We start from the raw sequence: 23,072 nt of genomic DNA, 5'->3' as shown, positions 1-23,072 counted from the left end.
CTCTCAGGCCGGGCTGGACGCCGGTGCCTGCGGAATGGGCAGCGCGGTGTAGCGCGCGGGCGTCATTGCCACGATCCCCCGCAGGTTGAGCGCGGCCCGGTCCACGGCCGGCAGCGCGGCGCAGGCGTCGCGCAACGCTTCCAGGTATGGAGCGGGGTCCTGTCCGGCGCGGGTGATGAAGGGCAGGCCGGGCGTGGGCGGTGTTCGGGCGATTTCGACGGCGGATGCGGCCCAGGCATCATGCTGCTGCATCAACCACCAGGTCTGCGCGTCACAGGCGGCGAGGTCCGCCTGACCGTCCAGCACCGCGCGGACCGAAGCGCGATGCGCGCCGGTGAAGACGATGTCTGACGGGGTCACGTGATTGTATTGACAAAACCCGTGCAGCGCCGCCCAGCCGGATTGGCTGAGCGCCTCGTTCACCGCCAGCACGGGCGCGTCGGGCAGACTGTCCGCACGCCCCAGTATCACACTGTTGTACTCCCCCGGCGCACAGCCCGGCAGGTTGAAATCGGCAGCCCCGATCAGCGTGACTGTCCCATGCAGCCGCGCGCGGTAGGGCAGGCCACAGGTCTGCGCCAGCACAAGGTCCGGCGCCTGCCAGATATCCCAGGGATCGCGATCTCGTGTCAGAGCTTCAGGGGCGTCTATGCCATGCAAGGACAACGCGTCGCGGGTCAGCTCCCAGAACCGATCGGTCGCTGCCCGCGTCTCGGGCCGGTCATACATGGGCAGGGCGGCGATCACCCCCTGCGGGCCTCGATGCGGCGCCGGGCATGGGCGCTGTCCTGGTCCGAGACGCCCAGCATCGGCGCGACCAGCCGCAACAGCGCGTCTTCTTCGTGGTCGCGCACCCCGTCGGCCAGCACGATCTCCCACAGTGCCTCGATCACGCCCTCGCGGTCCTCGTAGGGCACGCTCTCCTTGATGGCACGGGTGAAGCGCACGGTGTCGGGGGCCTCGGCTTCGACCTGTTCGGCCTCTCGCCGCATCGCCAGGGCGGCTTCCGCGTCCAGGTCGAATCGGGCCTGGAGCACCGCGTCGATCCGGGCCACTTCGCGTGCGTCGTACTCACCATCCGCCCGCGCGATCCGCACCAGCAGGGCGGCCAGCGCCAGATGGGCATCATCGGCCGGAATGGCCTGCGGGGTCGGGGCGGTCAGGGCGCGCAGAAGATCGGCTATCATGTCCCGAACATAAGACGGTGCGGGGCCAAGGCCAATCCCCGCCCGCTCAGGCAGGGTCACGCAGGGCTGCCACGCGCTCTGTCGCCAGCCCCAATGCCTCGGTCGCCAGCGCAACCACCTCTGTCTCGCTTTCGTGGCGGTGCCCGTCGGCGGCTGAAACCCGCCAGAGCGCGCGCACGAAGCGTTCCTTGTCCGCCTCGGTGATCCCCGCCTCCAGGATATGCGCCAGTTCCGCCGTGTCGGGCATGGCCGCTTCCAGCTTTTCGCATTGTGCCCGCATTTGCGCGGCCTCGACGGGGTTGAGATCGTAAAGATCGGTCAGCAGGTGGTCGATCTCTTCGATCTCGGCGAACAGATAGGTCCGGTCGGCCTTGGCCACCCGCACCAGCAGCGCGCCCAGTGCGTGTTGCGCATCCGCAGGCGGCATCGGGGTTTCGGGTGGGTCGGCCAGATGCAGCCGGGCCAGCAATTTCTCGAACATCGCACTCTCGTTGCCTGGGTCTTCGTCGCCACTCTGGGCACCGTAGCCGCCCATTGCAAAGGGGAAATTCAGCCGACGACCTGCGGTATCGCGAAGAGAAGATCATCCAGTGCGATTCCGCCCGGATCGTCATGCTCGATCTGAATACCGCCGATCCGCGCGCCGAGGCTGCGAAAGGCCAGCGACATCACCCCGTGGCGCAGTTCCACCACCTGGGTTCCGAAAAAACCTCCGCCCGGATCGAAGAAATGCACCCGGAGCACACCCGGAGGGGGCCGGACCCCAAGCGGGTCGGCATAGTCCGCATGCAACCTGAACCCGACCGCGGCTTGAGGAATACCAAACCGGATGCTGGTCACGCCCTCGCCCCGGCCCTCGATCCGCTCGAACCCGGCCGGTCCGATCGGAAACAGCGCATTGGACCCGAACCCCGCATGATGGGCGACCGCGTGATTTTGACCGGCGGCGCCGGGCAGAACGACCAGCGCCTCCGGTTCGAGCGGTCGTGCAGACTCCCGCGGGGGGTCATCGTGCAACCGCTGTCCCTGGAACCGCTCGCCGATGCTCAATCCCGGCCCCAGGATGACACCGTCGATCCGGGCGCCCGGCTCCGGCAGCACCTCGAACGCTTCGAAGTCGAAAACTCCGCCCAACTCGGCCGCAACCGTGTCGTAATCCGCCTCCACGACCTGAGCGCCGGCGGCACCGGCCAACAGGGCCAGGCAAATACCAAGTTTCTTTGGACCGAAAATATCCCGGGGGGTGTGGGGGGCTGGCCCCCCACCCGGTCGGATCGCGGACGCGATCCGAAACCGCCTAGACCAGGCGCGAGGTTTCCACGGCGGCACGGACGAAATCCGCGAAGAGGGGATGCGGCGCGAAGGGCTTGGATTTCAGCTCCGGATGGAACTGCACGCCGATGAACCAGGGGTGGTCGCGCCACTCCACGATCTCGGGCAGGCGGCCGTCGGGCGACATGCCGGAAAAGATCAGCCCCTGTTCTTCCAGCTTGTCGCGATATTTCACATCCACCTCGTAGCGGTGGCGATGGCGCTCGTCGATCGCCGTGGTGCCATAGACCTGCGCCACTTTCGATCCGTCCTTGAGCACCGCGTCATAGGCCCCGAGCCGCATGGTGCCGCCCTTGTCGTCGGTGTGTTTGCGCTTGACCTTCTCGTTGCCCTGCACCCATTCCTTGAGGTGATAGACCACCGGCTCGAACCGTTTCTTTCCGGCTTCGTGGTCGAATTCCTCGGACCCGGCACTGCTGACCCCGGCGACGTTGCGTGCCGCCTCGATCACGGCCATCTGCATGCCCAGGCAGATCCCGAGATAGGGGATGTCGCGTTCGCGGGCGAATTGCGCCGCCTTGATCTTGCCCTCGGTGCCGCGCTCCCCGAATCCGCCCGGCACCAGGATCGCGTGGAATCCTTCCAGGTGCGGCGCAGCATCGTCCTGGTCGAAGACCTCGGCATCCACCCAGGACACGTTGACCTTGACCCGGTTGGCCATGCCACCGTGAGTCAGGGCCTCCTTGATCGATTTGTAGGCGTCTTCCAGCTGGGTGTATTTGCCGACGATGGCGATGTTCACCTCGCCGTCGACATTGTGGATACGGTCGGCCACGTCTTCCCAGACCCGCAGGTCGGGTTTGGGGGCCGGGCTGATGCCAAACGCGTCCAGCACCGCCTGGTCCAGACCCTCGCGGTGATAGGCAAGCGGCGCCTCGTAGATGGAATTGAGGTCATAGGCCGCGACCACGGCCTCTTTGCGCACATTGCAGAACAGCGCGATCTTCTCGCGTTCCTTGTCCGGGATCGGCTGTTCGGAACGGCAGACCAGGATATCGGGCGCGATGCCGATGGATTGCAGCTCCTTGACCGAGTGCTGGGTCGGCTTGGTCTTGAGCTCTCCCGAGGCGGCCAGGTAGGGCAGCAGCGTCAGGTGCATGAAGATGCATTGCCCGCGCGGCTTGTCATGGCTGAATTGTCGGATCGCCTCGAAGAAGGGCAGGCCCTCGATATCACCGACCGTGCCGCCGATCTCGCAGAGCATGAAATCGACCTCGTCATCCCCGATCCCGATGAAGTCCTTGATTTCATTGGTGACATGGGGAACCACCTGGATGGTCTTGCCAAGGTAGTCGCCCCGACGTTCGCGTTCCAGAACGTTGGAATAGATCCGGCCCGAGGACACGCTGTCGGTCATCCGGGCCGGCACCCCGGTGAAGCGTTCGTAATGGCCAAGGTCGAGGTCGGTTTCTGCGCCATCGTCGGTGACGAAAACCTCGCCATGCTCGAAAGGCGACATCGTTCCGGGGTCAACGTTCAGGTAGGGGTCCAGCTTGCGCAGCCGCACCGAGAAGCCGCGGGCCTGCAGAAGCGCCCCCAGCGCGGCCGAAGCCAATCCCTTGCCAAGGCTGGAAACGACACCGCCCGTGATGAAGATATAGCGCGCCATATATAAGGAAGCCCCCGTGAAACCGTCCGAAAGTCGTGGATTCGGGTTTTCGCAGAAACCCTTGATCACGGGATTTAAGTGTATCCGGATTCGCCCCGCGAACGCAACCGGTGACGCAATATCATGTTGGGGCGGTCCAGCCGCCCGCAACCGATAGTGGTCAGTTTAAGCCCCTTAGTTTGCGTCCGGAACCAGCGGCGCGTCGCCCGAGCCGCCGGTCGAAGGCGGCAGAAGCGAGTCGCCATCGAGGCTGGGTGTCGCCGGCGTGTCCTCGATTGCTCCGGAGGCCGCGGGCGCGTCGGTGACCGAGCTTTCCGCCGCATCACGTGCCGCAAGGATCGTCAGCGCGATCGAGGTGCAGATGAAGGCGATCGCCAGCAGCCAGGTCAGTTTGCCCAGAGCCGTGGCCGCCCCGCGCGAAGACACCAGTCCCCCGCCGCCGCCACCGCCGCCCATGCCAAGGCCGCCGCCCTCGGAACGCTGCATCAGCACCACGCCGATCAGGGTGAGGGCAAGAAGCAAGTGGATGACAAGAACGACGTTCTGCATGGGGCCAGCCTTTGTTAGCGCAACGGGGCGTATCTAGAAGCCATTGCGCCCGCCCGCAACCCCTGTCCTGTGGCCAACTTGCCGCCATTCGGCCCTTTCGCGCCCGGCGGGCTTGGCCTATACCGGCGCGGGTTTTCATTTCGAAGGACGGACCGATGGCAAACGTGGTCGTGGTCGGCGCCCAGTGGGGCGACGAGGGCAAGGGCAAGATCGTGGACTGGCTGAGCGAGCGCGCGGATGTCATCTGCCGGTTCCAGGGCGGGCACAATGCCGGCCATACGCTGGTCATCGACGGGGCCGTCTACAAGCTGCATGCGTTGCCTTCGGGCGTGGTGCGCGGCGGCAAGCTGTCGGTCATCGGCAACGGGGTGGTGCTGGACCCCTGGCACCTGGTGAACGAGATCGAGACGATCCGCGCCCAGGGGGTCGAGATCACGCCCGAGACTTTGATGATCGCCGAGAACACGCCGCTGATCCTGCCGTTCCACGGCGAACTGGACCGGGCGCGCGAGAACCAGAATTCCGTCGCCAAGATCGGCACGACGGGGCGCGGCATCGGCCCCGCCTACGAAGACAAGGTCGGGCGCCGGGTGATCCGCGTGGCTGACCTGGCCGATGACGCGACGCTGGAAACCCGCGTCGACCGGGCGCTGGTGCATCACAATGCCTTGCGCGCGGGCCTCGGGCTGGAGCCGATCGATCGCGACGGGCTGATCGCGCTGCTGAAAGAGATCGCGCCGCAGATTCTGCCCTTTGCCGGGCCGGTCTGGAAGGTGCTGAACGAAAAGCGCAAGGCGGGCCGCCGCATCCTGTTCGAAGGGGCGCAAGGCGCGCTTCTGGACATTGATTTCGGCACCTACCCCTATGTGACCTCCTCCAACGTGATCTCGGGGCAGGCGGCGACGGGCACCGGCGTCGGCCCCGGCAGCATCGAATATGTTCTGGGCATCGTGAAGGCCTATACGACCCGCGTGGGCGAGGGTCCGTTCCCGACGGAGCTGGACGATGATGATGGCCAGCGCCTGGGCGAACGGGGTCACGAATTCGGCACCACCACGGGGCGCAAGCGCCGTTGTGGCTGGTTCGATGCGGCGCTGGTGCGCCAGACCTGCGCCACCTCGGGCGTGACCGGCATTTCGCTGACCAAGCTGGACGTTTTGGACGGGTTCGAGACGTTGAAAATCTGCGTCGGCTACGAGCTGGACGGCGAGCGGCTGGATTATCTGCCCACCGCCGCCGACAAGCAGGCGCGGTGCACCCCCGTATACGAGGAAATGCCCGGCTGGTCGGAATCGACCGAAGGCGCGCGCAGCTGGGCCGACCTGCCCGCCAACGCGATCAAGTATGTGCGCCGCGTCGAAGAGTTGATCGAATGCCCGGTCGCGCTACTTTCCACGTCGCCTGAACGGGACGACACGATCCTCGTGACGGATCCCTTCGCCGACTGAGGAGGCGCCCTTGGCCCTGACGCTCAAAGCCCGCAAACGCCTGTCGCTGCTGATCCTCGTTGTGGGCCTGCCGGTCTATATTGTGGTTTGCGTGACGGTGGTGAACTGGCTCTGGCCCGACCCGCAGGCGCGCCCGCCACTGGGCGCGGAACTGGCCATTTACGTCGGGCTTGGTGTGCTTTGGGCGTTCCCGCTGAAATGGGTGTTCAAGGGCGTGGGCCAAGGCGAATAACGTCCGCACCGGACGTATCAGCTGCCCGATAAATCCCGTCCACTGACAAAGAAGCGCAAGGCGGGTCCCCCGAAAGCAGCGTCGCACGAAGAACGGGGCAGAAATCGTTCTGCCCCGTTTCTATCTGGTCTGCTTGGATGTCGTCAGCTGGCCTGGCGCTGCGGGTGGAAACGGGTGTCCTCGGCCACCTGGAAGCGGCCGTTGCGCACCTTGTTGATGCGGCCCTCTCGCAGCAGATCGGCAAAGCTGCGCAGCCCGTCCTCGCGGTTGAAGCTGTCCGGCTCCAGTTGGCGCACGCGGCGGATGATCTGCGGGCGAGAGAATTCCTCGGCCCCTTCCACGAAAGAGGTATAGGCGGCGGCGGCCTCCAGCAGGTCCGGCAGGTCGCGTGCGCCCATCTGCTCTGCGAACTCGGCGAAGCCGTCGGGGGCGTTGCCTTCAGCGCGGGCACGTGCCTGGACGCGGCGCGGGCGCACGGGCTGGACCGGCTTGGCCGGGGCTTCGTCCTCGGACACGTCGACGCGCTGGGCGGCGACCAGTTTCAGCGGGGCCGGGCGGGGCCGCATGCTGTGATGATCGGCCTTGGGGGCGCGGCGCGGGCGCACGACCTTTTCGAGGTCGTCGCGGAACGCGTTTTCCACATCGTCCTGGGGTTCGGCGCTTTCCCCATCGGCCTGGGTCGCGGCAACGGCGGCCTTGAGGTGGGCGATGGCGGCGCGGCGGCGGTTGCCCTCGGGCTCCTGCATCTGCGCGTCGGTCTCGTCGAGCAGGCGGTTGAGCGAGGCTTCGTCCTCTTCGGGCGACGTCTCGAAGCCCCTGCGGGCCCCGGCTGCCTCTTCCCCATCCGTGATCGCCTCGGTCGTCGTGGGCTCTTCGGCCACGGCTTCCATCAGCTCGGCTTCCTCCTCCGGTGACAGGTCGGCCTGGCCGCGATCGCCCAGGTATTCATCCAGGTCGTCGGCCCCGTCCAGCGTGGCGAGGTCAGGTTCGGTGATTTCGCCGACGAACTCGGCCCCGGACTCCATGTCGTCATCCGTGTCCTCTTCGGCGGTATCCAAGGTATCCTCGGAGGCCACCGCTTCGGCGGCATCCTCGGGCTGTGCGTCATGCGCCATGGCTTCCGGAGCCGCGGCCGCTGCGTCTGCCTCTTCGGCGATCGCCGGTCGCGCATCCCCCTCATCCTCGTCAGCGGTCGGCATGCTTTCCGGCGCGGTCTCGACGGGGGCGGTTGCGGGTTCGGACAGGTCCTCTTCTTCGTTCCGAAGGGAACCGGTGTAGTCGGTCACGTCGGGCATGTCCTGGGCACCCAGGTCGTCTCCGCCCATGTCCTCGGTGTAATCCGATGCGGCCTGGGCGGCGGTGTTCTGTCCGACGACCGCGCGGATACGCTGAAGCTTGGCAGCCACGCTGTCCGCGTCGGGATGAGCGGGGGGCTCGGTCAGCGGCGCAGGCGCGACAGGAGCCGCCTGTGCGGCGACGTCCTGAGCCTGATGGTCCTCGTCCTGCTCGGTGGGCAATTCGGCGGCCGACGGCTCGGTTTCCTGGTCCATGTCATCGTGGGAGGCGGCATCCGGCACGACGGTGTCGTCAACGGTCTCCTTGTGCGACGTGGTTTCCTCGACCGGGCGCTCGGCTGGCAGCTCTGGCATCGCTTCGGGTTCAGCGGGCGCTGCCTCGGTGTCCTCTTGTGTGGGCTGCTCTGCCGCGTCATCGGGTTGTGCGGCCTCGGTCTGATCCTCGGAGGGGGCCGCCTTTGGGGCATCTGTGCTGGTCGGAGTGGCGGCAACGGCGGAGACGGCGGCGGAAATCGCCGCTGCGGAGGTGTCGCCCTGTGGTTGGGTCTCGGGCAGATCGGGCGACTCCGGCTCCGGGGTGGGCTGGCTCAGCGCCGGGCGCAGCACAACGCCATCGGCGCCGGAACGCGCCTCGACACGGCGCGAGATTTCGCGTTCTGCAATGCGGGCAAGCATTTCGGCGTCGGGGGTCGGCGGTTCGGCCCCGAAATAGCGATCATCTGCGGCCAGGTCCCTGAAATACTCGGCAATCGCCTTCATCGTGTTGAAGGAGTCGTCGAACCCCTCCAGAGTGCAGGAAAACGTGCCGTAGGAGACTGTCAGGATCTTGCTTGTTCCAACCATTGCATGCTCACTTTCTGTCTTACCCAACGCAATCGGGTTTACCATCAATTGGTTCGCAATCCGGAACGAAAGAAGGTTTAGAGGAGTATTATTTCGTGACCCTTTTGTGGCGAGTTTCCAGAATCGTGTCTAATTTCAGGTGGAACAGGTGATTGTTTCAAGTCACGATCCGGTCACGCTGTTGGGCGGATCGGATCATGCCGAAGCCGACCTGGCGGAGGCGATGGCCCATGCGCCGCTGCTGGTGGCGGCCGATGGCGGCGGCGACAGAGCGCTTCTGGCCGGGCAGCGTCCCGCGGCGGTGATCGGTGACATGGACAGCCTGTCTGCTTCGGCCCGCGAAATCCTGGCGGATGTCCTGCATCCCGTGTCCGAGCAGGAAACGACGGATTTCGACAAGGCACTGCGCGCCATCGCCGCGCCGCTGGTTCTGGCGGTCGGGGTCTCGGGCGGGCGGTTTGACCACGAATTGGCAGCGCTGACCGTGCTGGCGCGGCACCCCGACCGGCCCTGCCTGGTGATCGGGCGCGAAAGCCTTGTTTTCCTGTGCCCGCCGCGCCTGCGGCTGGATACGGCTCCGGGCACGACCGTTTCGATCTTTCCGCTGGTGGCCGGGCGGGTGGAAAGCGAGGGGCTGGAATGGCCGACCACGGGGCTGGATCTTGCGCCGGACGGGCGGATCGGGACCTCGAACCGGGCGACCGGACCCGTCGCGTTGGCCCCCGAGGCGCCGCAGATGCTGGTGATCCTGCCCCGCGACCAGCTGGCGGTCGCCGTCAGGGCACTTCTGGCGCAGGTGGGCGTGGCGTCCGGGCGATGGCCCGCTCGCGCAGGATGATGTAAAGCCCCGCCGCCACGGTGACACAGATCCCCAGCGCGGCCAGCCCGTTGGGCAGGTCCTTGAAGATCAGCCAGCCGATGATCGTGGCGATGGGTATCTCCAGATATTGCATGGGCGCCAACGTGGCCGACGGCGCGAATCTGAGCGACCATGTCATGAATAGATGCGCGACGGTGCCCAGCACTGCCATCAGAAGCACCAGCGCAAGGTTGCTGCCACCAAGCCCGTCGAAGAACAGGATGTCCCATCCCGGGAAGGCCAGCGCCAGCGGTCCGAGCACCGCCAGAGCCATCAGCCCCGACACGCCCTGCATGGTCACGGGGTCGACCTGTTTGGCGATGGTCCGCGTGACCAGCATGAAGCCGACGAAGGCCACGGCCACGCCCAGCGGCAACAGGGCCGTCCAGCCGGATTCGACGAAATTGGGCTGGATCACCATGAGCGTGCCGACAAAGCCCACGGCGCAGGCACCCAGCCGGTGCGGGCCGACCTCCTCACCCAGGAACAGCCAGCCTGCCAACAGCAACAGGAAGGGCATCACGAAGGCGATGGCCAGCGCGTCGGCCAGCGGCAGGAAGCGCAGGGCGGTGAACATCAGGCCGATCCCAAGGATGTGCAGCACCGTGCGCAGCGCAATCAGCAACAGGATGCGTCGGCCGGAGGGGAATGGCAGGCGCAGCAGGCCCGCCAATGGCAAGAGCGTCACCGCCTGTGCCCCGAACCGCACCGCAACCAGAGCGCCCACCGACAAGACGCCCCCCAAAAGCTTGGCGATCGCGTCACCGAGCGGGGCAAGCACGCAGAAGCCCAACATCAAGAGGATGCCCAGATATGGCCGGTCGCCGTCCATGGCTCGACGTTACAGGGTGCGGGACGAGTGGCAAGGGCCGTGGACAAGGGTGGGGCCCTCTGGCTAGATCGGGACCGAAGGAAACGGAACGGGCCGATGCTGGAAACCCTGGCGCTGCATCTGGGCGCGCACAAGACGGCGACGACGATGATCCAGCGCGAATTCGGCACGCGCCGGCGCGAGCTGCTGCGCCTTGGCACGGGCTACCTGGGCCCGGACGATCTGCGGGATGTGCCCGGCCTTGTTTTCCCAAAGCCGGAAATGAGCGCCTCTCGCATGGCCGAGGTTCAGGCACGCACGGCAGGGCTGTTAGAGACATTGCCGCCCGGTGCGTTGGGACAGACGCGCAGCCGGCTTCTCGTCAGCGAAGAGAACATCCTCGGCACCCCGCGACTGATGCTGCGCCACGCGACGCTCTATCCCGGGCTGCGGGCGCGGCTGGGGGCCTTGCCTGCCGCCTGGAACGGGACCGAGACCGAGGTGTTCCTGTCGATCCGCGATTACGCGGGCTTCTTCGCCTCCTGTCATTCGACGATTGCGCAACAGGGTGTCTGGGTGCACTTCGGTGCGCCTCAGCGCGCCGATCTTGCTCGGATGCCGCGCCGCTGGCCGGACGTGGTGGCCGATATCAGGGCGGCCTTGCCCCGCGCGCGGCTCACGGTCTGGCGCTACGAGGACCTGCACGATGTTGGACAGCGGGTCGTTGACGCTATGACCGGCGGGGCCTTCGAGGTCGATTTCGCCAGCCGTGGGGCCATGGCCTCGCTCAGCGCCGAGGCAATGGCCCGGATCGAGGCGGAAGCCAGTCAACGCGACGGCCGGAAACTGCCGCGCGACCTTGTGCGCCGGATACGACAGAACCATGCCGACGGTCCCCGCTATGCCCCATGGGACGCCGAGACGCGCGACCTGCTCTCTCAAGCCTATGACGAGGATTGCGACGCGATCCGCACCATTTCGGGCGTCACGCTGCTTTAGACGGGACTGCCCGGCGGCGCCTTGGTAGCCTGGTCGGCGCGCGACAGCTGGCGTTCGCGGTGGATCACGAACAGGCCCGATCCCATGATCACCGCGATCCCGGCCAGGGTCAGCGGATCGGGGAAGTCGTTGAAGATAAGGTAGCCCACCAGCGTCGCCATGACGATTTCCAGGTAATGCAGCGGGGCCAGCGTGGCCGAGGGCGCGAATTTCAGCGCATAGGTCATCATCATGTGGCTGAGCGCCGCGAAACCTCCCACGCCCAGAAGCCACAGCCAGGCCACGCCTTGCGGCATGACAGGATCCAGCGTCGCCCAGCCGCGCCCGTCGGCCAGCCAGATGATCGGCACGGTGGCCGCGCTCGCGATCAGCGCGGTATGGAACTGCATCGCAACCGGGTGCATCCGTCGCGACAGGCTGCGGGTGATCAGCATGTAGGCAGCAAAGCTGAAGGCGGTGCCCAGCGGCAGCAGCGCGACATAGCCGAATGCGACGAAACTGGGCTGGATCACCAGAAGCGAACCGCCGAACCCCACGATCGAGGCGCCGATCCGGCGCGGCCCGATCTCGTCCCCGAACAGGTATTTCGCGACGAAGAGGATGATGAACGGTTCGACGAAGACGATGGCCAGTGCATCGGCGATGGGCATGACCCGAATGGCGGCAATGAAGAAATAGGTGGAAAGGATCAGGAAGAATGAGCGCCACAGCAGCATGGACAGCGTGCCTGGTCCGGGGCGCAGGCCAAGCCCGAGCCAAAGGCAGATCGGCAACATCAGCGCTGCCTGGATGACGAACCGCGCTGCGGTGATCTGGCCGACGGGCAGGGTTTCGGCGGCCAGCTTGGCGGCCACGTCCAGCATCGGCGCCGACAGGCAGAAGCCGATCATCAGAAGGATGCCGGGCAGAATGCGGTCGGCGTGGATGGCGTGTGCGGTGGTCATGAAAACAGCGCCTAGGCGGGCAGCGGGGAAAGGTCTAGCGCGAAAACGACGTGGCCCGCATCATTCGGCGGGTTGGAATCCGGTGATCAGCTGTCGCAACCCCAGCGCGGCCCCGGCAAGGATGGCCGCGAAGGTGACGGGTGCGCTCCATGCCAGCACGGAAAAGGCCGACAGCCCCTGTCCGATGGAACAGCCCAGCGCGACCACCGCGCCGACGCCCATCAGCGCCGCTCCGAGGATCTGGCGGCGCAGCTCGCGTGGGTCCTCGCAGGCTTCCCAGCGGAAATGTCCCTTGATCAACGACCCGATGAAGGCCCCGGTCAGAACCCCCAGAACCGAGCCGATGCCGAAGGTCAGTTCGTTGCCGGAAGCCGTCATGGCATAGAGCATCGTCGCGCCTACGGGCGCGGTGAAGGTATGCGATTGCACTGGAGTCTCGGCAAAGCTCTCCATCGACAGCCAATAGGTGCCGGCCCAGGCCAGCACGACGGAGAACCCCACGACAACACCCCAGATGATCGAGGCAGGCGCGGCGCGCAAGAGCGGCGAACGCAGCGCGATGGCAAGGATGAGGATCCCGAAGGCGATCCCGAATACAGCCGGGGAAAGACCGGTCAGCGTTCCAAGCCCATGGGCGATTCCCGGTGGGGAAGCCGGCGCCTCTTGCAAGGGAAAAATCGTGATGCGAAGCCAGGCCAGCGGCCCTGACAGGGTAATCAGAGCTGACAGGCCCATGACCAGCACGATCACGAAAGACCGCAGGTCACCGCCGCCCAGCCGCGCCAGCGCGCCATAGCCGCAATTGCCGGAAATCGCCATCCCATAGCCAAAGACCAGCCCGCCTGCGATCGAGGCCAGAGGGTTCCAGCTCTGGCCGAGATAGGCGGTGGTCCCGGCGTCGAACAGACCGAGTGCCATCAGGGAAAAACTGCCGATCACGGCCACGCCGATGGCTACGGCCCACATCCGCATGCGGGTGTCATCATGACCGTAGAGCCAGTCCTCGATCGCGCCGAGCGTACAGAAACGGCCAAACCGGGCGGCCAGACCCAGCAATATGCCACCGGTCAGCCCGATGAGGGCCGCCATATTGGCATAGCCGATGGTCTCCAGCATTGTGTCCTCCCAATCGCCGCCGACAGGGTTCAGCCGCGACGGCAGAACATGTCGTAGACAAGGTCCAGTATTTGTCGCGGACGCTCGTCGGTCAAGCGATAGTAAATCGTCTTGCCTTCGCGCCGGGGGGTGACGAGCCCTTCGAGCCGCAGTCGCGACAATTGCTGTGACACCGCCGCTTGTCGGGCCGAGAGCAGATTTTCAAGCTCGGTCACGGATTTCTCTCCCGTCGCCAGATGGCACAGGATCATCAGCCGCCCTTCATGGCTGATGGCCTTGAGGAAATTGGACGCATCGGTGGCGTTTTCAGCCATCCGATCCATGTCCTCGGTCGCGATCGAATTATCTATTATGGGAAGGCCCATGATCCACCTGCCTCGAGTTCGGCAGACATTATCCTGTTCCTGTGCCGAGGGGAACGGGCGCTCCGGTGCGTTGACCTCGACATGCGCGTTCTCCGCAACAGGGGGGGGGACCCTGGTCATCTGGGTCTATCCTGCGGTCGAAGGGTCCATCAGGCCTTCCTCGATCACCATGTGTTCCACCATCCCCCAGAAGAAGTCCTCTCCCGGATAGCCTTCCAGGCGATTCGCCTCGACGCCATCGACCATCAACACAAAGGTTGGTGTGAAGGTCAGCCGGCGCGCCAGATCCAGATCCTCGGGCACCGGCTCGTGTATGTTGATCCGGCGCAGCGGCGCGGTCTCGCCAAGGGCCGTCTTCGGGTAGATTGGCCCGATTTCCTCGTCCCAGCGGATGCAATAGGCGCAGCCATGCTGTTCGACCATGACCAACTCGACCTCCGGCGCGGTGGACTGCTGGGCAATGGCAGCGTTGCTCATGACGAAGAGTGCGCCAAGGGCGGCGAGAAGACGGATCATACCGGAATTGACCTTTGCAATTTCACTTACCATAATTCGAATATGTGAATTTTTCAAGGAGCAGGCATGTTCGACGTGTCCTTCATGGGGGCGTTCCTCGCGGGGCTGCTGGCGTTCATGACGCCGTGCATCCTGCCGATGGTTCCGTTCTACTTCTCCTATATGGCGGGCATTTCAATGTCCGAACTTCGCGACGACGGCGGCATTGCGCCCGGGGCCCAGCGCCGCCTGACCGTCTCGGCGATCATGTTCGCGCTGGGCGTCACGACGATCTTCATGCTTCTGGGTCTCGGGGCCACGGCGCTTGGCCAGGCCTTTGCCGCGGTCAGGGAGCCGCTCAGCTATGTCGCCGCCGCCGTCATCTTCGTCTTCGGCCTGCATTTCCTCGGGGTCATCCGCATCGGCTTCCTCATGCGCGAGGCCCGGATGGAAAGCAAATCGGACCCGTCCACGGTGCTGGGCGCCTACGTGATGGGGCTCGCCTTCGGCTTTGGCTGGACGGCCTGCGTCGGCCCGGTGCTGGCGACGATCCTGATGATGGCCAGCGGCATGGGCGACCTGACGCGCGGCACGCTGCTGCTGGCAGTGTTCGGGCTGGGCATGACATTGCCCTTTGTCATTGCCTCGTTCTTCGCCAAGCCGTTTCTTGGGTTCATGCAGCGGCACCGCGCCAAGATGGCTTACGTCGAAAAGGTGATGGGGGTCTTGCTGATCGTCTTCGCAATTCTGATCGCCACCAACACCATCAACGCGATCGGGAACTGGATGATCGAAACGTTCCCGGGCTTTACGAATATCGGCTAGACTGGCCGAACAAACAGGGAGGACGACCAATGCTGAAGAAACTGCTTGCGGCCTTCGTGGCCCTGCCACTCGCTGTTGCCGCTCAGGCGGCGGAGCTGGGTGACGATGGCCTGCACAAGGCCGACTGGATGCACGAAACCTTCCTCGACCTGCGCGAGGACCTGGCCGATGCCACTGCCGAGGGCAAGCGCCTGGCGATCATGATCGAGCAGCGGGGCTGCATCTACTGCACCAAGATGCACGAGGAGGTCTACCCGATCCCCGAGATCGACGCCTTGCTGCACGAGGCATTCTATGTCGTGCAGATCAACATGTTCGGCGATCTGGAAGTCACCGATTTCGATGGCGAGGCCCTGCCCGAGAAGGACATGGTCCGCAAATGGGGCGCGATGTACACGCCGACGATCTACTTCTTCCCCGAAGAGGTGACTGAGGAGGCCCCGGCAAATCGCGTGGCCGCCGCCTACGTGCCCGGCGCCCTGAGCCCGGGCATGTTCTACAACATGCTCACCTATGTGCGGGACGGGGTTTACGAAACCGAAAACTTCCAGAAATATCACGCCAATATCTTCAACGCGGGCGAGGGGCTTTACGCTGATCGGGCCGAGTGATCGGGCTCGTAGGCGCGGCATCCATTCGTATACATAAATTCAATGCTATGAATTTGATGTTGCGAGTCGCCGCCTCGGTGCGCTACGGTATACGAAATAATAAGTTCGAAAGACCTTAGGGAGGGATCATGAAGCGAACTATTGCACTAGCAGCCGGCATGGCCATGGGGGCTGGCATGGCGCTGGCCGACATGGTGGCCCCGGCAGACGTCACATACGGCGAATACGGAGAAATCGAACAATCGCTGACCGGCGTGCCCGGCGATGCCGAGGCGGGTCGCGAGGTGATGATCACCCGCGGGCTGGGCAATTGCGTGGCCTGCCACGCGGTCACCGCCCTTGAAGACATCCCGTTCCATGGCGAAGTCGGGCCGATTCTCGATGGTGTGGGCAGCTACCGCACCGAGGCCGAGTTGCGCGGCATTGTCGCCAACGCCAAGATGACCTTTCCTGAAAGCGTGATGCCGGCCTTCTACAAGGTCGATGGCTTCATCCGCCCCGGCAATGCCTTTACCGGCAAGGCCGCCGAGGGTCCGCTGGACCCGCTTCTGACTGCGCAACAGATCGAAGATGTCGTTGCCTACCTGATGACCCTGACCGACTGACAAGGACGGACAGGGCACCGCGAACCCGAGAGGAGAAAACATGAGCTTTTCGCGTAGAGAGACCATCCTGATGGCGCTGGGGGCCGCGGCCGCAACCGCGCTGCCGATGTCGGCCCGTGCCGCGATCGAGGATGCCATTGCCGCATTTACCGACGGCGCCGAAATGGCCGAGAGCGGGATCACCCTGACGGCCCCCGAGATTGCCGAGAACGGCAACACCGTGCCGATCGAAGTCAGCGCTCCGGGCGCCGCCTCGATCATCATTCTGGCTGCTGGCAACCCGACGCCGGGTGTCGCGACCTTCAACTTCGGCCCGCTGGCCGGGGCGCAGGCCGCATCGACCCGTATGCGTCTGGCCGGCACGCAGGACGTCGTCGCCATCGCCAAGATGGAAGACGGTTCTTACGCCCAGGCCCGCCAGGAAGTGAAAGTCACCATCGGCGGCTGCGGCGGCTAAACCTAGGAGAGGATAAAGACATGGCAGACAACGTTACCCCCCGCGTCCGCGTCCCTCGTGATGCCGCCGCCGGCGAAACCATCACGATCAAGACGCTCATTTCGCACCCGATGGAATCGGGCCAGCGCAAGGACAGCGACGGCAACACCATTCCGCGGTCGATCATCAACCGCTTCACCTGTGAATTCAACGGCGAGAGCGTCATGGAAATGATCCTCGAACCTGCGATTTCCACCAACCCGTTCATCGAGTTCCAGGCCATCGTGCCCGAAAGCGGCACCTTCGCCTTTACCTGGTACGACGACGACGGGTCGGTCTACGAAGAGTCGAAGGACATCGCTGTCAGCTAAGGCTGGCGGTTCACAGGGAGGAATAACAATATGACAATGTCCACACTCAAAACCGCTGTCTGCGGGCTGGCCCTTCTGGCCGCTCCGCTGGCAGCAAGCGCCGAGGAGCTGGTCGTCAACGGTGAGATCGAGATGATCACCGAGACCGAGCCAGCGGCGCATCTGGACGGCGCGCTGTCCACCGTGCGCTCGGGCTGGACGTTCCGGACGACGGAAACCAAGGCCTTGCAGATGGACGACTTCGAAAACCCGGCGATGATCAGTGTCGATAACGGCATGGCAGCCTGGAACACGGCCGACGGAGCAGAAGGTAAATCCTGTGCCGATTGCCACGGGGCCATGGAAGACTCCATGGAAATGGTCCGTGCGACCTATCCCAAGTGGAACGAAGAGGCCGGCGAGGTTCGCAACATCCAGATGCAGATCGACGATTGTCGCGTGAACCAGATGAGCGCCGAGCCCTATGGGCTGGATTCGCGTCCCATGCTGGCGATGGAAGCGGCGATTTCTTCGGTCGGTCGTGGCCAGGTCGTTGACGTGGCCATTGACGGCCCCGCTGCCGAGACTTGGGAAAAGGGCAAGGAAATCTACTACACCCGTTTCGGTCAGCTGGACCTGTCCTGCGCGTCCTGTCACGAGTTGAACTACGATAACTACATTCGGGCCGACCACCTGTCCCAGGGGCAGATCAACGGGTTCCCGACCTATCGTCTGAAGAATGCCCGCCTGAACGGCACGCATTCGCGCTTCCGTGGCTGTATCCGCGACACCCGTGCCGAGACCTACTCGGTCGGCAGCCCGGAATTCGTGGCGCTGGAGCTCTACGTCGCCTCGCGCGGCAACGGCCTGACCGTCGAAGGCCCGGCCGTCCGTAACTGATCCGAAGGCCCGCGCCGGTTCCGCCGGTGCGGGTTTTCTTTAACCAAAGATATTCACTTTTGCGCATATGATGCGCGGAAGGGACCAAGACAAAAGGACCCGCACATGATCTCCCGTCGTGATTTCCTCCAGGCTTCAATGGCGGCCTCGGCCATGGTCGGCGCGTCCGGCTTCGGCAATTGGAGCAAGTTGGCCGCGCAGCAGGCGCTGACACAGGATCAGCTTTTGCAGTTCGACACCTTCGGGAACGTTTCGCTGGTCCATATCACCGACATTCACGCCCAGCTGAAACCGATCTATTTCCGCGAACCGGAAATCAATCTGGGGGTGGGCGACAACAAGGGCGCCGTTCCGCACATCACGGGCGCGGAGTTCCGCAAGCTCTATGGGATCGAGGATGGAAGCCCGTCGCATTACGCGCTGACCTACAACGATTTCTCGGCCCTCGCGCAGACCTACGGCAAGATGGGCGGCATGGACCGCGTCGCCACGGTCGTGAACGCGATCCGCGCGGAACGGCCCGATGCGCTGCTGCTGGATGGTGGCGACACATGGCACGGATCCTACACCTGCTACCACACCGAGGGGCAGGACGTTGTTAACGTTATGAACGCGCTCAAACCCGACGCGATGACCTTCCACTGGGAATTCACCCTCGGCCAGGACCGCGTGCGCGAACTGGTCGACGGTCTGCCCTATGCTGCGCTGGGCCAGAACATTTTTGATGCCATGTGGGACGAGCCCGCGGCCGAATTCAAACCCTACCAGTTCTTCGAACGGGGTGGCGTCAAGATCGCCGTGATCGGGCAGGCCTTCCCCTACATGCCCATCGCCAATCCCGGCTGGATGTTCCCCGACTATTCCTTCGGGATCCGGGACGAACACATGCAGCAGATGGTCGATGAGGTCCGCGCCCAGGGGGCCGAATGCGTCGTTTGCCTGTCTCATAACGGGTTTGACGTGGACAAGAAGATGGCCTCGGTCGTCAGCGGCATCGACGTGATCCTGACCGGCCACACCCATGACGCGTTGCCCGAACCGGTTCTTGTGGGCGACACGATCCTGATCGCCTCGGGGTCCAACGGCAAGTTCGTCAGCCGCGTCGACCTCGATATCCAGAACGGCCGCATGATGGGTTTCCGCCACAAGCTGATCCCGATCTTCTCGGACGTGATCGAACCCGATGCCGAAATTGCCGCCCTGATCGACGAGCAGCGCGCGCCCTACGAGGCGGAGCTGACCGAGGTGATCGGCCAAACCGACGGGCTGCTCTATCGCCGCGGCAATTTCAACGGCAGCTGGGACGACCTGATTTGCGACGCGCTGATGAGCGAACGTGAGGCGGACATCGCCATGTCGCCCGGCGTGCGCTGGGGGCCGTCGATCCTGCCGGGGCAGGACATCACCCGCGAGGATATCTGGAACGTGACCTCGATGACCTATGGCCGCGCCTATCGCACGGAAATGACCGGGGAATTCATCCACACCATCCTCGAGGACGTGGGTGACAACCTGTTCAATCCCGATCCCTATTACCAGCAGGGCGGCGACATGGTTCGCATCGGTGGCATGGGCTATCGCATCGACATCACCAAGCCCCAGGGCAGCCGCATCACTGACATGACCCTGCTATCCACGGGCGAAGCCATCGACCCGGCCAAGACCTATGTGGTCGCCGGGTGGGCCAGTGTGAACGAAGGCACCGAAGGACCGCAGATCTGGGACGTGGTGGAAAACCACATCCGCAACCAGGGCACCGTGACCGTGACGCCGAATACCAGCGTCGAAGTCGTGGGCGCCTGAGCCGCATTACGTATCGAGAGGACGAGACATGGACATGAAGTTCAAAGGCATGAAGCCCTCGCGCCGCTCCTTCCTGACGGGGGCAGCCGCCGCCGGGGTGGGCAGCGTTGCCGCGACCGTCGCAAAGGGGCAGACCGCCCCCGACCCGGCGATCACCGAATTGCAGGACTGGCAGGTCTATCTGGGGGATGGCGTTGATGCCGCGCCCTATGGCATGCCCTCCAAGCATGAAAGCCACGTGGTGCGCCGCACCGTGGAATGGCTGACCGCCGACAACGTGTCGTCGATCAACTTCACCCCGCTGCACGAGCTTGACGGGATCATCACCCCCAACGGCGTCTGCTTCGAACGCCACCATGGCGGCGCGGCAGAGATTGACCCGGCCGAGCATCGCCTGATGATCAACGGGCTGGTCGACAAGGAACTGGTCTTCACCATGGAAGACCTGATGCGCTTCCCGCGTGAAAACCACGTCTATTTCCTGGAATGTGCCGCAAATACCGGCATGGAATGGGCCGGCGCGCAGCTCAATGGCTGCCAGTTCACCCACGGCATGATCCACAACGTCATGTATACCGGCATCCCGCTCAAGCTTCTGCTGGCCGAGGCGGGGCTCAAGACCAATGCCAAGTGGATCCTGCCCGAAGGCGCGGATGCGTCGGCGATGACCCGTTCGATCCCGATCGAGAAGGCGCTGGACGATTGCCTCGTGGCCTTCAAGATGAACGGCGAGGCGCTTCGCACCGAGCAGGGCTACCCGGTTCGCTTGGTCGTGCCCGGCTGGGAAGGCAACATGTGGGTCAAGTGGCTCCGCCGCATCGAGGTGGGCGACGAGCCTTGGCACCACCGCGAGGAGACCTCCAAATATACCGACCTGCTCGAAGACGGCACCGCGCGCCGCTTCACCTGGGAGATGGACGCGAAGTCGGTCATCACCAATCCCAGCCCGCAGGCTCCGCTGACCCATGGCCCCGGCTACACGGTCCTGACCGGTGTGGCGTGGTCCGGCCGGGGCACCATCCCGCGGGTCGACGTAACGCTGGACGGTGGCAAGAACTGGCACCAGGCCCGGATGTCCGGCCCCAGCCTGAACAAGTCGATGCACCGCTTCTACTTTGAATTCGAATGGGACGGTAAGCCGCTTCTGCTGCAAAGCCGCGCCCATGACAGCACCGGCTATGTGCAGCCCACCAAGAACCAGCTGCGTGAATGGCGGGGTGAGAATTCCATCTATCACAACAACGGTATCCAGACCTGGTACGTGAACGAAAAAGGCGAGGCCGAGAATGTCGAAATTTCCTAATCAACTCGCTCTGGTCGCCGTCGCCACGACCTCGGTCGTGGCCCTGAGCGTCGGCCTGTCCGAACGTGCCGCCTACCGGGCGGACCTGGCCGCCGCCGAAGCACAGGCCATGGCCGAGGAAACCCAGGCTGCCGAGGCGTCGGCGGTCGCAGAAGCGGCCGAGGCCGAAACCGTGGTGACCGAAGAGGTCACCGAAGAGGTTGTCGCCGAGGCCGAGGTCGTCGAAGAGGCGGTTGAAGAACCAGCCGAGGATGTCGTGGCCGAGGCCCCGGTCGCCGAAGACGCCCCCGCCGAAGAGATGCACGCCGGCATGGCATTCGAAGGCGGCACGTCGCGCCCCGCGCTTTTCGTCGGGGCCGCTTGGGCTGAAAGCCATGAAAGCCCGATGATCGGTGAGCTTGAAGGCATTACCTTTGACCTGGGCCGCGAGGCGCTGCCCGAAGAGGTCGCCGCCTGGAACATTGACATCCGACCCGATGGTCAGGGCCTGCCGGTGGGGTCCGGCGATGTCTGGACCGGCGAAGAGGTCTACATCGAAAACTGTGCCATGTGCCACGGCGATTTCGGTGAGGCCGTGGGCCGCTGGCCGGTGCTGGCCGGGGGCTGGGATACGCTGACCCACGAAGATCCGGTGAAAACGCCGGGCTCCTACTGGCCCTACCTGTCGACCGTCTGGGACTACGTGCATCGCGCCATGCCCTATGGCCAGGCCCAAAGCCTGACCGATGACGAGGTTTACGCGATCACCGCCTACCTCTTGTATCTCAACAACCTCGTGGACGACGATTTCGAACTGTCGAACGAGAACTTCACCGAGGTGCGCCTGCCCAATGAGGACGGGTTCTTCATGGATGACCGTGAAGAGGGCGAAATCCCCGCCTTCAGCGAAGAGCCCTGCATGGAGAACTGCAAGGACAGCGTCGAGATCACCATGCGCGCGACCATTCTGGACGTGACGCCCGAAGAGGAAGAGGCCGAGGTCACCGAGGCCGCTGCCGAGACTTCGGACGAGCCCGCGACAGAGGAAGCGGCCGCCGAAGAAGCCCCGGCCGAGGAAGGCGCAACTGAAATGGCCGCTGTCGATCCGGCGCTGGTCGAGGAAGGCGAAGGGGTCTTCCGCAAGTGCCGCGCCTGTCACCAGGTGGGCGAGGGTGCCGTGAACCGCACCGGTCCGCATCTCAACGGCGTGCTTGGGCGCACGATCGGTGGTCTGGATGACTTCCGCTATTCCGGCGTCTTCGAAGAAGCCAAAGCGGCGGGCGAGGTCTGGGGGCCCGAGAACCTGGGCGCTTACCTGGCTGATCCGCGCGGGGCCATGCCGGGGACCAAGATGTCCTTTGCCGGCCTGCGCAGCGAGGACGAGATCGCGGTAATGATCGCCTATCTCTCGACCTTCGAGGCCCAGTAATGGTGCGCCGGGCGCTTTTCCCGGCGATTCTGATCGCTGGCCTGGGCGGCCCCGTGGCCGCCCAGGTCGGGGGCGATCCGGAGCGTGGCGAGGTGCTGTTCCGCTCCGATTGCGCCTCGTGTCACCAGGTCGGGCAGGGCGCCCGCAATCGCGTCGGTCCGCATCTGAATGGCATCTTCGATCGCCAAGCGGGCCAGATCGAGGATTTTCGCTATTCCGAGGACATGATGCTGCGGGCGAATGCCGGGCTGAAATGGGATTTCGAAAGCCTTGACCGCTATATCGAGAACCCGCGTGTCTTCGTCAGCCGCACCCGCATGAACTATGCCGGCATGGAAAGCGCCGAAGATCGCTCGGACCTGCTTGCCTATCTGCGCCTGTTCTCGGCCGATCCGGCCAACATCCCCGAGGCAGCGCCGACAGCGGCCGCAGTGGACCACGAGGTCGCCCCCGAGATCCTGGCCATCGTCGGTGATCCGGCCTATGGCGAATACTTGTCCACCGAATGCACGTCCTGCCACCAGGAAAGCGGGGCCGCCAACGGGATCCCCTCGATCACCAACTGGCCGGCGGATGTCTTTGTCACCGCGATGCACGCCTACAAGGAGGGGGTGCGCGAACATAACGTCATGGAAATGATGGCCAGCCGCCTGTCGAACGAGGAGATCGCGGCGCTGGCTGCCTATTTCGAAAACATCGAATAGGCCCTAGACTAGGATTGGGCCGATCATGGCCCGGGCCCGGCAC

Annotated in this window: 26 protein-coding genes; 14 read left to right on the top strand and 12 right to left on the bottom strand. The window is 64.6% G+C overall.

Annotation, left to right across the window (positions count from 1 at the left end; all coding sequences use genetic code 11):
* Positions 1-3 precede the first annotated feature (3 nt).
* The 6 genes from DFK10_RS09080 to secG all read right to left on the bottom strand — a co-directional run bounded on the left by DFK10_RS09080 (position 4) and on the right by secG (position 4,677).
* Positions 4-747, bottom strand: coding sequence for a phosphate/phosphite/phosphonate ABC transporter substrate-binding protein (locus DFK10_RS09080; protein ID WP_109388710.1), 744 nt, complete (start codon positions 745-747; stop codon positions 4-6).
* A complete protein-coding gene (locus DFK10_RS09075; RefSeq protein WP_109388780.1) occupies positions 744-1,187 on the bottom strand; it encodes a tellurite resistance TerB family protein in 444 nt (147 codons plus the stop codon). The genes DFK10_RS09080 and DFK10_RS09075 overlap by 4 nt, the downstream gene beginning before the upstream one ends.
* Positions 1,188-1,233: 46 nt before the next feature.
* Positions 1,234-1,668, bottom strand: a complete 435-nt coding sequence (locus DFK10_RS09070; RefSeq protein ID WP_109388779.1) for a tellurite resistance TerB family protein — start codon at positions 1,666-1,668, stop codon at positions 1,234-1,236.
* 68 nt (positions 1,669-1,736) lie between these two features.
* The gene (locus DFK10_RS09065; RefSeq protein ID WP_109388709.1) at positions 1,737-2,381 is read right to left on the bottom strand and encodes a hypothetical protein; all 645 of its coding nucleotides are present in this window, start codon (positions 2,379-2,381) and stop codon (positions 1,737-1,739) included.
* 103 nt (positions 2,382-2,484) lie between these two features.
* A complete protein-coding gene (locus DFK10_RS09060) occupies positions 2,485-4,128 on the bottom strand; it encodes a CTP synthase (protein ID WP_109388708.1) in 1,644 nt (547 codons plus the stop codon).
* Between the two features lie 174 nt (positions 4,129-4,302).
* The gene (gene secG / locus DFK10_RS09055; RefSeq protein ID WP_109388707.1) at positions 4,303-4,677 is read right to left on the bottom strand and encodes a preprotein translocase subunit SecG; all 375 of its coding nucleotides are present in this window, start codon (positions 4,675-4,677) and stop codon (positions 4,303-4,305) included.
* A gap of 155 nt (positions 4,678-4,832) precedes the next feature.
* On the opposite strand from secG, the gene DFK10_RS09050 reads away from it, so the two are divergent.
* Positions 4,833-6,125 (top strand): adenylosuccinate synthase, encoded by a 1,293-nt coding sequence (locus tag DFK10_RS09050; RefSeq protein ID WP_109388706.1) that lies wholly within the window; start codon positions 4,833-4,835, stop codon positions 6,123-6,125.
* A gap of 10 nt (positions 6,126-6,135) precedes the next feature.
* Complete coding sequence (locus DFK10_RS09045; protein WP_109388705.1) at positions 6,136-6,357, top strand: DUF2842 domain-containing protein; 222 nt, start codon at positions 6,136-6,138, stop codon at positions 6,355-6,357.
* Between the two features lie 143 nt (positions 6,358-6,500).
* Here DFK10_RS09045 and DFK10_RS09040 read toward each other — a convergent pair whose 3' ends face one another.
* Positions 6,501-8,495: a hypothetical protein gene (locus DFK10_RS09040; protein ID WP_109388704.1), complete on the bottom strand. Its 1,995-nt coding sequence runs from the start codon at positions 8,493-8,495 to the stop codon at positions 6,501-6,503.
* A gap of 148 nt (positions 8,496-8,643) precedes the next feature.
* On the opposite strand from DFK10_RS09040, the gene DFK10_RS09035 reads away from it, so the two are divergent.
* Complete coding sequence (locus DFK10_RS09035; protein WP_328589362.1) at positions 8,644-9,333, top strand: thiamine diphosphokinase; 690 nt, start codon at positions 8,644-8,646, stop codon at positions 9,331-9,333.
* Here the strand turns inward: DFK10_RS09035 and DFK10_RS09030 are convergent.
* Positions 9,272-10,186 carry a DMT family transporter gene (locus DFK10_RS09030; RefSeq protein WP_109388702.1) on the bottom strand — a complete coding sequence of 305 codons (915 nt, stop codon included), beginning with the start codon at positions 10,184-10,186 and terminating at the stop codon, positions 9,272-9,274. The two genes, DFK10_RS09035 and DFK10_RS09030, sit on opposite strands and share 62 nt — an antisense overlap.
* Before the next feature lie 96 nt (positions 10,187-10,282).
* On the opposite strand from DFK10_RS09030, the gene DFK10_RS09025 reads away from it, so the two are divergent.
* Complete coding sequence (locus DFK10_RS09025; protein WP_109388701.1) at positions 10,283-11,164, top strand: hypothetical protein; 882 nt, start codon at positions 10,283-10,285, stop codon at positions 11,162-11,164.
* Here DFK10_RS09025 and DFK10_RS09020 read toward each other — a convergent pair.
* The 4 genes from DFK10_RS09020 to DFK10_RS09005 all read right to left on the bottom strand — a co-directional run bounded on the left by DFK10_RS09020 (position 11,161) and on the right by DFK10_RS09005 (position 14,105).
* Positions 11,161-12,108, bottom strand: coding sequence for a DMT family transporter (locus DFK10_RS09020; protein ID WP_109388700.1), 948 nt, complete (start codon positions 12,106-12,108; stop codon positions 11,161-11,163). The genes DFK10_RS09025 and DFK10_RS09020 overlap by 4 nt on opposite strands.
* Before the next feature lie 60 nt (positions 12,109-12,168).
* Entirely contained in the window at positions 12,169-13,224 is a 1,056-nt protein-coding gene (locus DFK10_RS09015) for a YeeE/YedE family protein (protein ID WP_109388699.1), read from the bottom strand.
* Positions 13,225-13,253: 29 nt separating this feature from the next.
* Entirely contained in the window at positions 13,254-13,589 is a 336-nt protein-coding gene (locus tag DFK10_RS09010) for an ArsR/SmtB family transcription factor (RefSeq protein ID WP_109388698.1), read from the bottom strand.
* Between the two features lie 126 nt (positions 13,590-13,715).
* The gene (locus DFK10_RS09005; RefSeq protein WP_109388697.1) at positions 13,716-14,105 is read right to left on the bottom strand and encodes a thioredoxin domain-containing protein; all 390 of its coding nucleotides are present in this window, start codon (positions 14,103-14,105) and stop codon (positions 13,716-13,718) included.
* Between the two features lie 66 nt (positions 14,106-14,171).
* Here DFK10_RS09005 and DFK10_RS09000 point away from each other — a divergent pair, with 66 nt between their 5' ends.
* From DFK10_RS09000 to DFK10_RS08955, 10 genes are all read left to right on the top strand, one after another.
* A complete protein-coding gene (locus tag DFK10_RS09000; protein ID WP_109388696.1) occupies positions 14,172-14,909 on the top strand; it encodes a cytochrome c biogenesis CcdA family protein in 738 nt (245 codons plus the stop codon).
* A 29-nt stretch (positions 14,910-14,938) separates the two neighbouring features.
* A complete protein-coding gene (locus tag DFK10_RS08995; RefSeq protein ID WP_217810112.1) occupies positions 14,939-15,520 on the top strand; it encodes a thioredoxin family protein in 582 nt (193 codons plus the stop codon).
* 128 nt (positions 15,521-15,648) lie between these two features.
* Positions 15,649-16,125, top strand: a complete 477-nt coding sequence (gene soxX / locus DFK10_RS08990; protein ID WP_109388695.1) for a sulfur oxidation c-type cytochrome SoxX — start codon at positions 15,649-15,651, stop codon at positions 16,123-16,125.
* A gap of 40 nt (positions 16,126-16,165) precedes the next feature.
* On the top strand, positions 16,166-16,582 hold the full coding sequence (gene soxY / locus DFK10_RS08985) for a thiosulfate oxidation carrier protein SoxY (RefSeq protein WP_109388694.1): 417 nt from the start codon (positions 16,166-16,168) through the stop codon (positions 16,580-16,582).
* Positions 16,583-16,602: 20 nt separating this feature from the next.
* Complete coding sequence (soxZ, locus tag DFK10_RS08980) at positions 16,603-16,932, top strand: thiosulfate oxidation carrier complex protein SoxZ (RefSeq protein ID WP_109388693.1); 330 nt, start codon at positions 16,603-16,605, stop codon at positions 16,930-16,932.
* 30 nt (positions 16,933-16,962) lie between these two features.
* A complete protein-coding gene (gene soxA / locus DFK10_RS08975) occupies positions 16,963-17,811 on the top strand; it encodes a sulfur oxidation c-type cytochrome SoxA (RefSeq protein ID WP_109388692.1) in 849 nt (282 codons plus the stop codon).
* A gap of 105 nt (positions 17,812-17,916) precedes the next feature.
* Entirely contained in the window at positions 17,917-19,614 is a 1,698-nt protein-coding gene (soxB, locus tag DFK10_RS08970) for a thiosulfohydrolase SoxB (RefSeq protein ID WP_109388691.1), read from the top strand.
* 28 nt (positions 19,615-19,642) lie between these two features.
* The gene (soxC, locus tag DFK10_RS08965) at positions 19,643-20,917 is read left to right on the top strand and encodes a sulfite dehydrogenase (RefSeq protein ID WP_217810111.1); all 1,275 of its coding nucleotides are present in this window, start codon (positions 19,643-19,645) and stop codon (positions 20,915-20,917) included.
* Positions 20,901-22,325, top strand: coding sequence for a c-type cytochrome (locus DFK10_RS08960; RefSeq protein ID WP_408005579.1), 1,425 nt, complete (start codon positions 20,901-20,903; stop codon positions 22,323-22,325). The genes soxC and DFK10_RS08960 overlap by 17 nt, the downstream gene beginning before the upstream one ends.
* Complete coding sequence (locus DFK10_RS08955) at positions 22,325-23,029, top strand: c-type cytochrome (protein WP_109388690.1); 705 nt, start codon at positions 22,325-22,327, stop codon at positions 23,027-23,029. Before DFK10_RS08960 ends, DFK10_RS08955 begins: the two co-directional genes overlap by 1 nt.
* Positions 23,030-23,072: the final 43 nt, after the last annotated feature.

The sequence above is a fragment of the Salibaculum griseiflavum genome (genome assembly GCF_003129565.1).
In the GTDB taxonomy this organism is placed as follows: domain Bacteria; phylum Pseudomonadota; class Alphaproteobacteria; order Rhodobacterales; family Rhodobacteraceae; genus Salibaculum; species Salibaculum griseiflavum.
Note: the sequence above shows the minus strand (reverse complement) of the source record. Positions and strands in the feature narration are given on the sequence as shown.